The sequence below is a fragment of the Fusobacterium ulcerans ATCC 49185 genome, assembly GCF_900683735.1.
Classification (GTDB): domain Bacteria; phylum Fusobacteriota; class Fusobacteriia; order Fusobacteriales; family Fusobacteriaceae; genus Fusobacterium_A; species Fusobacterium_A ulcerans_A.
The window spans coordinates 2,478,472-2,493,360 of the sequence record NZ_LR215979.1 but is presented as its reverse complement, the minus strand read 5'-3'; the positions used below and the strand labels follow the sequence as shown (position 1 = coordinate 2,493,360).

At 30.5% G+C, this 14,889-nt stretch carries 11 protein-coding genes; all 11 read left to right on the top strand.

Annotated elements, in window-relative coordinates:
- Positions 1-74: 74 nt before the first annotated feature.
- The 11 genes from E0E45_RS11125 to E0E45_RS11075 all read left to right on the top strand — a co-directional run bounded on the left by E0E45_RS11125 (position 75) and on the right by E0E45_RS11075 (position 14,871).
- Positions 75-950 (top strand): ABC transporter substrate-binding protein, encoded by an 876-nt coding sequence (locus tag E0E45_RS11125; RefSeq protein WP_130891232.1) that lies wholly within the window; start codon positions 75-77, stop codon positions 948-950.
- A gap of 3 nt (positions 951-953) precedes the next feature.
- Positions 954-1,982: a FecCD family ABC transporter permease gene (locus tag E0E45_RS11120; RefSeq protein ID WP_130891231.1), complete on the top strand. Its 1,029-nt coding sequence runs from the start codon at positions 954-956 to the stop codon at positions 1,980-1,982.
- The gene (locus tag E0E45_RS11115) at positions 1,979-2,755 is read left to right on the top strand and encodes an ABC transporter ATP-binding protein (RefSeq protein ID WP_130891230.1); all 777 of its coding nucleotides are present in this window, start codon (positions 1,979-1,981) and stop codon (positions 2,753-2,755) included. Before E0E45_RS11120 ends, E0E45_RS11115 begins: the two co-directional genes overlap by 4 nt.
- A gap of 16 nt (positions 2,756-2,771) precedes the next feature.
- Positions 2,772-3,875, top strand: a complete 1,104-nt coding sequence (locus tag E0E45_RS11110) for an adenosylcobinamide amidohydrolase (RefSeq protein WP_130891229.1) — start codon at positions 2,772-2,774, stop codon at positions 3,873-3,875.
- Positions 3,868-7,605, top strand: a complete 3,738-nt coding sequence (gene cobN, locus E0E45_RS11105) for a cobaltochelatase subunit CobN (protein ID WP_130891228.1) — start codon at positions 3,868-3,870, stop codon at positions 7,603-7,605. The genes E0E45_RS11110 and cobN overlap by 8 nt, the downstream gene beginning before the upstream one ends.
- The gene (locus E0E45_RS11100) at positions 7,595-8,620 is read left to right on the top strand and encodes a radical SAM/SPASM domain-containing protein (protein WP_130891227.1); all 1,026 of its coding nucleotides are present in this window, start codon (positions 7,595-7,597) and stop codon (positions 8,618-8,620) included. Before cobN ends, E0E45_RS11100 begins: the two co-directional genes overlap by 11 nt.
- Positions 8,613-9,641, top strand: a complete 1,029-nt coding sequence (locus tag E0E45_RS11095; protein ID WP_130891226.1) for an ATP-binding protein — start codon at positions 8,613-8,615, stop codon at positions 9,639-9,641. Before E0E45_RS11100 ends, E0E45_RS11095 begins: the two co-directional genes overlap by 8 nt.
- 10 nt (positions 9,642-9,651) lie before the next feature.
- Positions 9,652-11,559 (top strand): magnesium chelatase subunit D family protein, encoded by a 1,908-nt coding sequence (locus E0E45_RS11090; protein ID WP_130891225.1) that lies wholly within the window; start codon positions 9,652-9,654, stop codon positions 11,557-11,559.
- A gap of 25 nt (positions 11,560-11,584) precedes the next feature.
- Positions 11,585-12,553, top strand: a complete 969-nt coding sequence (locus E0E45_RS11085; RefSeq protein WP_130891224.1) for a TIM barrel protein — start codon at positions 11,585-11,587, stop codon at positions 12,551-12,553.
- Positions 12,554-12,591: 38 nt separating this feature from the next.
- Positions 12,592-12,975, top strand: coding sequence for a NifB/NifX family molybdenum-iron cluster-binding protein (locus E0E45_RS11080; protein WP_130891223.1), 384 nt, complete (start codon positions 12,592-12,594; stop codon positions 12,973-12,975).
- 186 nt (positions 12,976-13,161) lie between these two features.
- A complete protein-coding gene (locus E0E45_RS11075) occupies positions 13,162-14,871 on the top strand; it encodes a proline--tRNA ligase (protein ID WP_130891222.1) in 1,710 nt (569 codons plus the stop codon).
- Positions 14,872-14,889: the final 18 nt, after the last annotated feature.

Below are 14,889 nucleotides of genomic sequence, written 5' to 3'. Positions count from 1 at the left end.
GTATAGAGCAGGGAGATAGATTTCCCCCTGCTTTATTACTATTGAAGAAGAATTTAAAAAGGGATGTGAGGGTATTGAAAAAAATAATCTCTCTAATTTATATAATTTTTATACTTACCATTTCAATATCTATTCTGGGAGCAGAGGGAAAAAAATTTAATCGAATAGCCTCTCTGACATTAAGTGGGGATGAGATGATATTGAGCCTTGTAGATCATGGAAGAATAGCGGGATTATGTGGGCAAATTAATGAAGAACCAGATATGTCTCATGTGGAAGAAGAAGCAAAGAAGTTTCCTAAAATAGAAAGCAATATTGAAACAATGATAGAATTAGAACCAGATTTAGTAATAACAGCAGATTGGATGAAAAAAGAAATACTTCTGCAAATACAAGAAACTGGAGCAAATGTATATACCTATAAAACTCCTAAAAATTTTAAAGAACAAAAAGAACTTATAAAAGAATTAGCAGTTTTAGTAGGTGAAGAAGAAAAAGGAGAAGAAATAGTGAAAAATATGGAAACTAGACTTTCTATTCTTCAAAAACAAATACATGATGGATATAAAGGGGAAAAATTAAGAATATTATTGTATACCTCTTATGAAAATACCAGTGGAAAAGGAACTACTTTTGATAATATGGTAAGTCTTATTGGAGGAATAAATGCAGCTAGTGAGGCTGAAATTATAGGATCACAGAAGATATCAAAAGAAAAAGTGATAGAATTAAATCCAGATGTGATAATAATACCTATATGGAAAGGGCATATAAATTCAGAGGAGTTTTCAGAATTTGTTATGAATGATCCGAGTTATGAAGATGTCAAAGCAGTAAAAAACAAAAGAATATATTTATTGAAATATAAAGATATTTCTCCAACTTCCCAATATATGATTGAAGGAATAGAAAATCTTGGAAAAGCTATCTATAATTTAAAGGAGGAATAATCAATGGGAAAGACTAAATTAAATTTTAATGTTATGATAACTTTCTTTTTGATTATAGTAATTATTTTTTCTCTTTTCTATGGAGCAGTAAAAGTACCAATATCAGAAGTTATAAAAATATTGTTAAATAAAACTGGAATAACTAATTTTGACATAATGAAAAAAAGTTTTATTCCAATTGTATATTATGTAAGATTTCCTAGGATAATGACAGCAGCAATTGTGGGAGGAGCTTTAGCTGTATGTGGGTGTACAATGCAGAGTCTTTTAAAAAATCCCATAGCTGATTCAGGAATAATTGGTATTTCTAGTGGAGCAAGTCTTGGAGCAGTTATATCCATAGCCTTAGGATTAAGTTCAAAATATATTTTTGCAATGCCATTATTTTCTATATTCTTTTCTTTGGTGGTGTCAGCTATTGTGTATAGACTTTCAACTTTAAGAGGTAAAAGTGATAACTTACTATTGATACTTTCTGGAATTGCCATAAGCAGTTTTGTAGGGGCTATATCATCTATAATACTTACAAATCTTATGGAATCTCAAATAAAGGAATATATTTTCTGGTCTATAGGAAGCCTCAGTGGGAGAAGATGGGAGCATTTTCTATTTGGGGTAGGTCCTGTTATAGTTTTAGCTTTTATTTTGTTTTGTTATGGAAAAGAGCTGAATATACTTTTGTTGGGAGATGAGGAAGCAAAGTCTTTGGGAATAAATATAAGAAAAATGAGAAAGAAAATACTTGTGATAGTTGCTGTATTAACAGCTGTTTCTGTATGTATAAGTGGAAATATAGGATTTGTTGGACTTGTTGTCCCACATATGCTGAGAAAAATAATTGGAGCAGACAATAGAAAACTATTAAAGGGATCATTTTTGGCAGGAGCTTTTTTTCTTACTTTAAGCGATTTAATATCGAGAGTAATTTTAGCTCCAAGTGAAATAAGTGTAGGAATAATTACTTCATTAATAGGAGCACCATATTTTATTTATCTAATAATTAAAATTAGAAAAGAGGGAAAAGGGCTATGAATAACTTTACTTTGAAGCTTAAAAATGTGTGTTACAAAATAGGTGAAAGAGAAATACTAAAAAATATATGTTTTAAATGCAGTCAAGGAGAAATTATAGGGATAATAGGTCCTAATGGTTCTGGAAAAACTACTCTTTTGAAAACAATAAATGGAATAAATAAAATAGATAGAGGGGTAATACTTCTTAATGATAAAAGTATAGATGAATATAAGGAAAAAGAATTAGCAAGGAAAATTTCATTTATGAATCAAAATACAAATCTTGGTTTTGATTTTTCATGTATAGATGTAGTAGTTTTAGGAAGATATCCCTATCTAGAAAGCTTTCAGGAATATACTAAAAAAGATATAGAAATAGCAGAAAAATATATGAAAATGACAAATACTTTAGGCTTTAAGGATAAATCTATATTAGAACTTTCTGGAGGAGAAAGACAGAGAGTGCTTTTTGCCAAAGTACTTACACAGGAAAGTGACATAATGCTTTTAGATGAACCATCAGCCAGTTTAGATATGATGTATGAAGATGAGCTATTTAAGCATCTAGAAAGTATAAAAGAGGAATCTAAAACAGTGATATCAGTAATTCATAATTTGAGAATAGCAGTAAAATATTGTACAAGACTTATACTGCTTTCCAATGGAGAAATAGTTAAAGATGGAAAGCCAGAAGAAGTTATGACAGAAGAAAATTTAAATAAGGTATATGGAATAAATGCGAGAGTTTACCATAATTCTATATCTGGGTTATTAGATTTTTGTATATTATAGAACTTAGGAGGAACAAATGCTAAAAGTATTAGAAACAGGAGATAAAATATATAAATATAATAAAAGTGTTATAGTAAAATTTTCTGGAAAGAGAGCTGTACTAAGCACAGGAGTTATAAATGGAGGATATAGTGAACACCTGACTTCTGTTTTTAATAATGATGCAAAAACTGCACCAGGAATGGGATGTCAGTTAAAAGCTCCAACATATAAGGAGCATATGGAAATCATAGCAGAAGAATTAGGACTTGACCCTCAATATACAACTGGAATGGGAACAGCAGCAGACATGAAAAATATGAGTATAATTGTAGAAAAATATGGAGATTTAAGTGTTACTGCCTTGATAACAGGAGGAATAGAAACAAATGGAGGACGTGTTGGGGATCCAGCTTCTTATGTTGAAAATAATGGAAAAACAGAGAAAATAAAGCATGGAACTATAAATATAATTGTAGCTATCAATGGAAATTTGCCTCCAAGAACTTTGACTAGGGCAATGATTACTATAACTGAAGCGAAAACAGCAGCAATACAGGAATTGTTGGAAGGAAGTAAATATTCAAATGGAATAGCAACTGGATCTGGAACAGATGGAGTTATAGTTTACAGTAATCTTGAAAGTGAAGCTATATATAATGATTCTGGAAAACATTCGAAATTAGGAGAATTAATAGGAAAAGCTGTAAAAAAAGGAGTAAAAGAAGCTTTAGCAAGACAATCAGGCTTAACTCCTGAAAAACAAAAGTCTATATTTAGAAGAGGAAGAAGATATGGCATAACAGCTGAAGAAATATGGAATAGATATATTGAAAAATATCCAAAAAAAACTGAGGAAAAATTAGAATACATAGAGTTTATTGAGAAGATAGAAAAGAATGAGGAGACAGTTGCTCTTACTTCATTGTATATTCATTTACTGGATCAGCTAGAGTGGAATCTGCTTTCAGAAGAAACAGTGAAAGAGCAGTGTGAGCAAATAAGGAAACTTATTTGTGATAAATTACAAATTAACTATGAATTAGAAGAAAAGGAAGAAAAGACATTAAACTATTTGCTAGGAAAATATATCATGACCTTTGTAAAATATATTACAGAAAAATGGGGGAACGATGTTTAAAATAATATTTATAACTTCAATGTTTGATAATATGTATAGTTTAAATAAAGTATGCAGCTCTATAACTAAAGAATATCAAGGAAAGTTTGAGTTTAAATTTTTTACAGCTTTTGAAATAGATTCTTCTGATGCAGTATACAATCAATTAGAAACTCATACTAAAAAAAGTGATTTAATATGTATGATGATACATGGAGGAATATCAACATTTAAAAAGTTTTTAATGTTTAAAAAGAAATTTCAGGGGAAAAAACCATTTTTTATACATTCTACAATAGAAGATGAAACAAGAGAATTTACTGCAAATTCAGGACTTTCATCTTTAGTACAGGACAAATTAACCAAATACTATCTTTTAGGTGGAGAAAAGAATTATAGAAATATGATTCTATATGCAGCCAATACTCTAGGAAAAGATAAATATGAAATAGAAGAGTGTCAATATCCACAATGGGAAGGAATTTATGCCAATGGAGAAATAGTAAAAGATACAGATAAATTTATTGAAAGTATAGCAAAAGAAAAAAATATAGTGGGAATACTTTTTCATGGACGAGAATGGCAGAGTAGAAGAATGGAAGTTATAGATAAATTCATAGAAGAAATAAAAAGAGAAGGTGGAATTCCTTTAGTTGTCTTTACTAATTCTATTCCAGATCAATCTATAAAATCAAGGGGAACAAAATGGGTAATAGAAAATTATTTCAAAAAAAATGAAAAAGTTATACCTAGTGTCATAATAAATCTTATTGGGTATTCTCAAAGTATATTTAATGAACCTGGAGATGGAACATCTGTAGTAGAAAAAAGTATATTTGAAGATATGGGAGTTCCTGTCATCCAAGCTATGACTACATATCAAAATAGAGAAACATGGGAAGAAGATGTTCGTGGATTGGATACTATGTCTCTTACAACAGGGGTTTATTATCCAGAGTTTGATGGACAGATTATTTCAGTTACTTGTTGTACTCATGAAATTATTAAAGATGAATTTGGAGAAAAGTCTGTTTTTATTCCAATTAATGAAAGAGTAAATAAAATAGCAAGAATGGCTATGGGATGGGCGAGGTTATCTCAAAAAAAGAATGAAGATAAAAAAATAGCAGTAATATTTCACAATATGCCTCCAAGAAATGACATGATAGGGTGTGCCTTTGGATTGGATACACCTAATTCTGTATATAATATGGTAGAAGCTTTTGATGAAATGGGTATTAAAACTGAATATAAATTTAAAGATGGAAATGAGATAATTCAGAAGATTATAAAAGGAGTATCAAATGATCAGAAATGGTTAACTTCTGAAAAGGTATTAAAAAAAAGTATAGATATAATAGACAAGAAAAAATATTTGAAGTGGTTTGATCAGCTTGATGAAAAAGTTCAAAAGAAAATGGAGGAGCAATGGGGAAAAGGTCCAGGAGAATTTATGGTGTATGAAGATGTATTGCCAGTTCCTGGGATACTCAATGGAAATATTTTTATAGGACTACAGCCTGCAAGAGGGATGATATGCAGAGCAGAAGAAATGTATCATAATACAAATTTTATGATTCCCCATCAATATTATTCTTTTTATAAGTGGATAAAGGAAGTATTTAAAGCAGATGTGATTTATCATGTGGGAACTCATGGAACTTTAGAATGGCTGCCAGGAAAAGAGATAGGATTAAGCAGCAGTTGTTGTCCAGATTTTAATATAGATGATATTCCACATTTGTATGATTATTCTATTAATGTAACAGGTGAGGGATTACAGGCTAAAAGAAGAAGTTATGCAGCTCTCATATCATATATGATTCCAGCTCTTACTTTAGCAGGAGAGTATGAGGACATAGAAGAAATAGATGAATTGATAAAGCAGTATTATCAAGCTGAAAATGCAAAAGATTCAAAAGTGGAAGGAATTAAAAAGGATATATTAGACAGAGTGTTTAAGTATAACTATAATTTGGATATGAATTTAGACAAAGAAAAAGTTTTAGAAGATTATAAGATCTTTATAAATAAGCTTCATTCATATATAGAGGAATTAAAAAGTTCAACAATCAAAGATGGTCTTCATATATTAGGAGAACCAGCAGAAGGAGATAGATGTGCTACTTTAATTCAAGCTCTTATGAGAATAGATAACTGTGGAATGTTGGCAGCAGATAAATCTGTTGGAAAAGCTTTGGGATATGATTTGGAACAATTGAAGAATGAGCCATATGATTTTTCTGAAAATGGAAAAAGTAATCTTATGATTTTAGATGATATAAGAAATATAACTTTAGATATCATAAAAGAAATATTATCAGATAATAAAACAGAATTAAAAGGTGAATATTCAGGATATGAAGTAAAAAATAGAAAATATATTTTAACTCTTAGAAATAATATATTAGGAACTGTTTTACCTAAAATAAGAGGAGTAGTAAGAGAAAAAGAAAGTACAATAAAAGGTGCTGAGGGAAAATTTATTATTCCAGGACAATCAGGATGTCCCACAAGAGGAAATATAAATATTTTACCTACAGGAACTAATTTTTATGCAATAGATCCTAACAAAATTCCATCAAGAGCATCATGGAAAGTAGGAATGCAGTTAGGAGATAAACTTATAGAAAGATATATTGAGGATGAGGGGAAAATACCTCAAAATATAGCTATGTTGATCTATGGTGGAGAAACAATGAAAACCAATGGAGATGATATTGCAGAAGCATTATACCTTATGGGAGTAAGACCAATATGGCTGAATAATGGAGATAGAGTAATAGGATTAGAAGTTATTCCCTATGAAGAATTGAAAAGACCTAGAATAGATGTAACATTAAGGATAACAGGATTATTCAGAGATACTTTTCCAATTCTTATAAGATTATTAGAAGAAGCAGTAAATCTGGTATCACAATTAGATGAACCTGAGGAAATAAACTACATTAGAAAAAATATGAATGAAGAGATAGAAGAGCTTTTAAAAGAGGGATACCAATTGAGTGAAGCTGAACATATTTCAAAAATGAGAGTCTTTGGATGTCCGCCAGGTACCTATGGCGCTGGGGTGGGAGTGCTTATCAATTCAAAGGAATGGGAAACAAGAGAAGATTTAGGAAAAGCATATATAAATTGGAGCAGTCATGCTTATGGAAGCAGCTATCATGGAACCAAAGTAGAAAAGATATTCACTAAGAGAATGGCTAAGTCAGAAATAACAGTAAAAAATGAAAGTTCAGTTGAAATAGATATGCTGGAAAGTGATGATTACTATACATATCATGGTGGATTGGTAGCAGCAGTAAAATGTGCCAGTGGAAAAGATCCTCGTTCATATAGTGCAAATGCAAGTGATCCAGAGTCAACAAAAATAAAAAGTTTAAAAGAAGAAACTGCCAAAATAATGAGGTCAAGAATACTGAATCCAAAGTGGTTTGAGGGGTTAAAGAGACATGGATATAAAGGAGCTCAGGAAGTAAGTTTTATGGTAGATATATTCTTTGGGTGGGATGCAACATCTGAGATAGCTGAAGACTGGATGTATGATAAAATAACTGAAAAATATATTGAAAATGAAGAAAACAGAGAGTGGATAAAAGAAAATAATCCACATGCAGTGATGAATATAGCTGAAAAGCTTTTAGAAGCTAATCAAAGAAATATGTGGAGTGCATCTCCAGAAAAACTAGAAAGTTTAAGAAAAATATATTTAAGCATTGAAGGTGATGTAGAGGCATATGAAGAGTAAAAAAAATATTAAATATCTTGTGTTGTGGCTGGCTGATGATTGTAATTTAAATTGCAAATATTGCTATGCCCACCCTGCATTTACTCATAAATTAATGTCTTTTGAAACTGCTAAAAAAGCAATAAATCTTTGTGAAAATAAAAACTTTATTCTGATATTGGCAGGGGGAGAACCACTGCTTAATTTCAAGGTAATAGAAAAGCTTTATCAATACTTGAAAGAAAATGGATATAAATGCAAGATAGGACTCCAAAGCAATGGGACATTGATAACAGAAGAAATAGCCAAAAAACTTGCAAAAATGGATATAAATATAGGAATTAGTTTTGATGGAACTGTAGCTGTTAATGAGGAGTTGAGGGGAGGAACTAAAAAAGTTCTTCAAGGGATAAATTTTCTTAGAGAGTATAAAAAAGATATAAATATAAATTGTGTGGTAACTAATAAAAATATTGAAAAACTTGAAAAATTAATAGAAATGGCATATTACTTAGGAAATGTAAGAGGAATAGGGCTTGATCTTTTACGAACTGCTGGAAACTGTAATAGTAATAAAGAGATAAAACCTCCAAATGATGGAGATATTTATATTAATATAAAAAAGGCATATGAAAAGATTCAGCTTCTTATAGAACTCACAGGAAAAAAAGTAGGAATAAGAGAAATAGAAGAAACGAAAATGAGAGAATGTATGGAGTGCAGCAGTGATAATTATTGTTATTCGTCATTGGGGCAGGCCATAGTAGTAACTCCAGCTGGAGATACTTATCCATGCAGTTCTCTTGTAGGAAATATAGAATATTATATGGGAAATATAGATGAAGAAATTGAGATGAAAAAATTATCTTCAGGGAAATATGAAAGATGTAATATATGTGAATATAGGAAAATTTGTAAAGGGTGCTGTCCTTCGAGAATGCTGTATAATCAAAAATATGAAACAGAAGATAAAGATTGTATTCTGCGAAAGGCAGTGTTTAAAATACTGGATGAAGAAAGGAAAATAAATGAGTAATAGAAATTTTCTCTATCCTTTTACAGGGATAGTAGGGCAAGAAAAAATGAAAGAAGCATTAATATTGAATATAATAAACCCAGCTTTAGGAGGGGTACTTATAAGAGGAGAGAAGGGAACGGCAAAATCTACATTAGTTAGGGGTCTTGCCAGTCTTCTTGCAGAGAGGGATGAAAATCATTGTGAATTTCATTGCGACCCTGAGAAACCTGATGAGTTTTGTGATGAGTGCCTAAAAAAATATAAAGCAGGAGAAGAGATTCAGATAATTCAAGGTAAAATGAAAGTAATAAATCTTCCAATAAGTGCTACAGAAGACAGAGTGGTAGGAACATTGGATATTGAACATGCAATAAAAAATGGAGAAAAGAAATTTGAAAAGGGAATACTTGCTCAAAGTAATAGAAATATTCTCTATGTAGATGAAATAAATTTATTGGATGATCATATAGTTGATGTTTTATTGGATTCAGCAGCTATGGGAGTAAACAGTATAGAAAGAGAAGGGATATCATTCAGCCACCCAGCTAAATTTATATTGGTAGGGACAATGAATCCAGAAGAAGGAGATTTGAGGCCTCAATTATTAGACAGGTTTGGACTGGTGGTAGATGTAGCTGGAGAAAAAGAAACAAGTAAAAGAGTAGAAGTAGTTAAAAGAAGGCTTGAATTTGAAGCAGACTCCGAAAAATTTATAAAAAAATATGAAAAAGACGAAAATGAATTAAAAGAAAAAATAGAAAAAAGTAAAAAAATATTAAAAAATATTAAATGCAGTGATGAAATGTATGAAATTGCAGCTAAAATATCAATAGCTTTGAATGTTGATGGGCACAGAGCAGATATAAGTGTTATAAAAACAGCTATAACAATAGCTGCATATGAAGGAAGAGAAGATGTAGCTAAGGAGGATATGTTGAGAGCAGCAGTATTGACATTACCTCATAGAATGAGAAAAACTCCTTTTGAAGATGGTGTGTTGGAAGAAAGCAAATTAGAAAAGCTCATAGAAAACTTATAAGGAGGGAAATATGATATTTCCTTTTGTAGCAGTTGAAGGACAGGAAAGAATAAAAAAAGCTCTTCTTCTAAATATAGTAAATAAAAAAATAGGAGGAGTGCTGATAAATGGAGAAAAGGGAACAGCAAAATCTACATTGGTCAGAGGATTAGGAGAATTATTTTCTGAAATGAAAGTGATAAATCTTCCTTTAAATATAACAGAAGATAATCTGGTAGGAAGTATAGATATAGAAAAAACTATGAAATCTGGAAAAAAAATATTTCAGGAAGGACTTTTAAAAAAATGTCATGGAAATATTTTATATGTAGATGAAATAAATCTATTAGGAGACAGTATAGTAAGCAGTATATTAGAAGTAGCTTCACGAGAGATGAATTATGTAGAAAGAGATGGAGTAAGTTTTTCTCATGAATGCAGATTTGTTTTAATAGGGACAATGAATCCAGAAGAGGGAGATTTAAGACCTCAATTATTAGATAAATTTGGACTTTATGTAAATGCTGTTGGAACTCGCAATGTTTTGGAAAGAGTAAGAATAGTAAAGAAAAGGTTGGAATATGAAAATAACCCCATAGAATTTTGTAAAAAATATGTTGAAGAGGAAGAAATATTAAAAGAAAAAGTAAATCGTGCCAAAGAAAGAGTAGAAAAGATAAAAGTTAGTGAACAGATAATGAATATAGCTGTAAAGATTGTAGAAGAAGCTAATACAATAGGTAATAGAGCTGAAATAATTCTTGTAGAAACAGCTAAATCCTTGGCAGCATTAGATGGAAGAAGTTATTTAAATATAGATGATTTAAAGGAAGCAGCTATATTTGTTCTTCCTCACAGAACAAATCAAAAACAGGAAAGTACACCTCAAAATAAGGGAAATGAACTGAAAGATAATAATCATGAAGATGAACAAGAAGATAAGGACTCAGAAGAAAATAATCTTCCAGATGAAAAACAGGAAAAAGAAACCCCAGAAGAGAGTGGAAAAGAAAATGAAGAGAAAAATGATTCTGAAATCTCTGAAAATTCAGATAAGAATGAAGAGGAAAAGAAAAATAATGAAAACACAGAATCTGAAGAAGAGTTTGAAATAGGAGAAATCTTTAAAGTAAAGGATATACTCATAGATACTGTACATGATACTAAAAAAAGAGCTGGAACAGGAAAGAGATGTAAAACTAAAAGTGGTTCTTTACAAGGAAGATATATAAAGAGTACTTTGCCAAAGGGAAAAATTAGAGATTTTGCTTTTGATGCAACAATAAGAGCAGCAGCTCCATATCAGACAAAGAATAAAGAAAATAATCTGATGATAAGTATAAAAAAAGAGCATATAAGAGTCAAGATAAGAGAAAAAAGAACAGGGGCAAATATTCTTTTTGTGGTAGATTCAAGTGGTTCTATGGGAGTTAAAAAAAGAATGGAAGCAGTAAAGGGAGCAATTATGTCTTTGTTAAAAGATGCCTATGAAAAAAGAGATAAAGTAGGAATGGTATCTTTCAGAAGAGATAGAGCAGAGGAATTGTTGCCTATTACCAGAAGTATAGATCTAGCACAGAAAAAGCTGGAAAAGTTAACAACAGGAGGAAAAACTCCATTAGCAGAAGGTATTGCAAAAGCATATACAATAATGAAAAACGAAATAAGAAAAGATAAAGAAATTGTTCCTTTAATAGTATTCTTAACTGATGGAAAAGGAAATTTTTCTGTTTCAGGAAAAGATCCAGTGAAAGAGAGTATTGAAATGGCTGAAAAAATAAAAAATGATGGAATAAGAGCCATAGTAATAGATACAGAAGAAGGGTTTATAAAACTTGAAATGGCAAAGACATTGAGTGAAGCCATGAAAGCAGATTATTATAAACTTGAAAATCTGAAAAGTGAAGATATGCTAAAGCTTATAAAAGATAATATATGAAAGAGTGTATTGGAAAGGAATAAGAATGTATAAGCTATTGAACAGAACAGACTTTTTTAACAGTGATGAAATAGAAAAAGATATGTTGTATTATATTTCAAAATATGGGTTTGATGGGTTTGAATTAATAAAATTTACAGAGGTAGATAATACTTATTTAAAAGATTATATTAAAGGTTATCATATGCGTTTCTTTCCATCTTGGCTGGAGCTATACAATGAAGATTTAAATGCACTATATGAAGAGTTAAGGGATAAAAAATATTTTAAATCTTTATGTGGTGGAGAAAACGGCAAGGAAGAATTAATTGAATATTATAAAAAAGAATTAAAAACAGCAAAAAAATTAGAAGTGGAGTATGTAGTACTTCATGCTTGTAATTCAAAAGTCACAGAAAGTATGACCTATGATTTCAAATATTCAGATGAAGAAGTTTTAAAAAGCGTTGTGTCATTGATAAATGATTTATTTGCTAATGAAGAATATACTTTTAAACTTTTATTGGAAAACTTATGGTGGCCAGGATTAAAACTTATCAATAAGAAAGAAGTAGAATATATCTTAAAGAATGTAAAATATAAAAATATAGGGTTTATGTTGGATACTGGGCATATGATAAACAATAATAGAGATATTAAAAATTCAGATGAAGCTGTAGCTTATGTAAAGCAGAATATAGAAAATCTTGGAGAGTACAAAAGTTATATTTTTGGAATACATCTCAATTATTCTTTATCAGGAGAGTATGTGAAGCAGGCAGTAAAAGAACATAAGGATAAAGAATTGAATATAGAAGATGTTATGAATAACATATACATCCACATTAACTCTATAGATTATCATGATCCTTTTGAAAATAAAGGAGTAATAGATATAATAGAATCTTTACCTATTGAATATCTTGTATATGAAATGATTGCAAAAACCAAAGCAGAACTGGAAGATAAAATAGAAAGACAAGATAAAATATTAAGAAAGTTTTATAAAAAATAATGATTATCATAAACTAAAGGAGTACAAAGGAGGAAAAAATGAAAAAAGTAGTAGGATTTCCAACAAAGGATGGAGTAAATATTGAAAAACATTTTGGTCACAGTGACAAATTTTTTATTTGTGTAATAGAAAATGGTGTAGTGGAAGCACAAGGTATTACAGAAAAATTGGAAAAGGCTCATGGGGCAGCAGCAAAACTATTAAAAGATAAAGATGTAAATGTTGTAATTACTGGGCATATGGCTTCAACAGTATTTGAAGCTATAAAAAATAATGGAGTAGAAATAATACTTGGAGCTGAGGGAAATATTGAAGATACAATAAAAGCATATATTCAAGGAACACTTATATGTAGAGGTAAAGAGGAATATGTTCATCATTATACAGATCATTCTCATGGAGAATGCTGTAAAGCTAAATAATTTATATCTAAAAAATATTTGGTAGATTGATAGGGATGGCTTTTGAGCTGTCCTTATTTTATTTATATACGACTTTTTAATATCGAGAAAAAGTAGAGAATAAAACACTTGAATAATTAGGGTATGGAAAAAATATTTGAAATGTGATAAAATATAGAGTAAATTATAGAAAATTCGGAGGGTAAAATGAGATTTAGCAAGAGTTATATAAAAACACTTAAAGAAACTCCAAAAGAAGCAGAAACAGCAAGTCATAAACTTCTATTGAGAGCAAGCATGATAAAAAAACTTACAAGTGGAGTTTATACATACTTACCACTAGGGTATAAAGCTTTGAAAAAAGTAGAAAATATAGTAAGAGAAGAAATGGACAGAGCAGGTTCCCAGGAAATATTGATGCCAGTTCTTCAGCCAGCTGAATTATGGAAAGAAAGTGGAAGATGGGACGTAATGGGGCCTCTAATGATGAAGCTTCAAGATAGAAATAAAAGAGATTTTGTATTAGGACCAACTCATGAGGAAGTTGTTACTGACTTAATAAGAAATGACATCTCTTCATATAAAGCTCTTCCATTGAGCCTTTATCAAATTCAAACTAAATTCAGAGATGAGATAAGACCAAGATTTGGACTTATGAGAGGAAGAGAGTTTGTTATGAAAGATGCTTATTCTTTCCATGCAACTGCTGAATCTTTAGATGAAGAATTCTTAAATATGAGAGATACTTATTCAAGAATATTCTCAAGATGCGGACTTAAATTTAGACCAGTAGAAGCAGACTCAGGAGCAATTGGAGGAAGCGGATCTCAAGAATTTCATGTATTAGCTGACTCTGGAGAAGATGAAATCATCTATTGTGATTCTTGCTCATATGCTGCAAATGTGGAAACTGCTGTGAGCAGAGTGGAAGCATCTCCAGTGGAAGAACTTAAAAATGCAGAATTAATAGATACTCCAAATGTTTCTAAAATAGATGATATTGTACAATTCCTTAATATTCCTTACAGCAAAACTGTAAAAGCTATGATGTATAGAGATATGGGAAATGATCAGGTATATATGGTTTTAATGAGAGGAGATTATGAAGTAAACGAAACAAAACTTAAAAATATAGTAAATGCTGTGGAAGTTGCTCTTCTTACAGATGAAGAACTTGAAAAACATGGATTGATAAAAGGATTTATTGGACCATATGGAATAGAATTAGGAGATATAAAAGTAATAGCAGATACTGCTGTAACTGAAATAAACAACCATACAGCTGGTGGAAACAAGATGGACACTCATTACATAAATGTAAATTATGGAAGAGATTACAAAGCTGACATAGTAGCAGATATTAAAACTGTAAAGGTGGGAGAAACTTGTGAAAGATGTGGAGGAAAACTTCACAGTGCAAGAGGAATAGAAGTAGGACATATCTTCAAACTTGGAGATAAATATTCTAAAGCTCTGAATGCTACTTTCCTTGATGATAAGGGAGAAAGTAAAGTAATGTTGATGGGATGTTATGGAATAGGAGTATCAAGAACTCTTGCTTCAGCAATAGAACAAAATAATGATGAATTTGGAATTATCTGGCCTACAGCTTTAGCTCCTTATATTGTTGATGTAATTCCAGCTAACATGAAAAATGAAGCACAGGTAAAAGTAGCTGAAGAGATATATGAAGCTCTTTTAAATGATGGAATAGATTCTATGATAGATGACAGAGATGAAAGACCTGGATTTAAATTCAAAGATGCTGATCTTATTGGATTCCCATTCAAAGTTGTTTCTGGAAAAAGAGCTGAAGAAGGAATTGTAGAATTTAAAATCAGAAAAACTGGAGAAACTCTTGAAATATCTAAAGATGATGTAGTTTCAACAGTAAGAGAACTGATGAAAAAATATTAGTTGAGGTGAAGTTGAAGA

What these genes read in the sequence shown, in the direction of transcription:
- E0E45_RS11120 (WP_130891231.1), top strand. Translation starts at nt 954, where the DNA reads ATGGGAAAGACTAAATTAAATTTTAATGTTATGATAACTTTCTTTTTG.
- E0E45_RS11115 (WP_130891230.1), top strand. Translation starts at nt 1,979, where the DNA reads ATGAATAACTTTACTTTGAAGCTTAAAAATGTGTGTTACAAAATAGGT.
- E0E45_RS11110 (WP_130891229.1), top strand. Translation starts at nt 2,772, where the DNA reads ATGCTAAAAGTATTAGAAACAGGAGATAAAATATATAAATATAATAAA.
- cobN (WP_130891228.1), top strand. Translation starts at nt 3,868, where the DNA reads ATGTTTAAAATAATATTTATAACTTCAATGTTTGATAATATGTATAGT.
- E0E45_RS11100 (WP_130891227.1), top strand. Translation starts at nt 7,595, where the DNA reads ATGAAGAGTAAAAAAAATATTAAATATCTTGTGTTGTGGCTGGCTGAT.
- E0E45_RS11095 (WP_130891226.1), top strand. Translation starts at nt 8,613, where the DNA reads ATGAGTAATAGAAATTTTCTCTATCCTTTTACAGGGATAGTAGGGCAA.
- E0E45_RS11090 (WP_130891225.1), top strand. Translation starts at nt 9,652, where the DNA reads ATGATATTTCCTTTTGTAGCAGTTGAAGGACAGGAAAGAATAAAAAAA.
- E0E45_RS11085 (WP_130891224.1), top strand. Translation starts at nt 11,585, where the DNA reads ATGTATAAGCTATTGAACAGAACAGACTTTTTTAACAGTGATGAAATA.
- E0E45_RS11080 (WP_130891223.1), top strand. Translation starts at nt 12,592, where the DNA reads ATGAAAAAAGTAGTAGGATTTCCAACAAAGGATGGAGTAAATATTGAA.
- E0E45_RS11075 (WP_130891222.1), top strand. Translation starts at nt 13,162, where the DNA reads ATGAGATTTAGCAAGAGTTATATAAAAACACTTAAAGAAACTCCAAAA.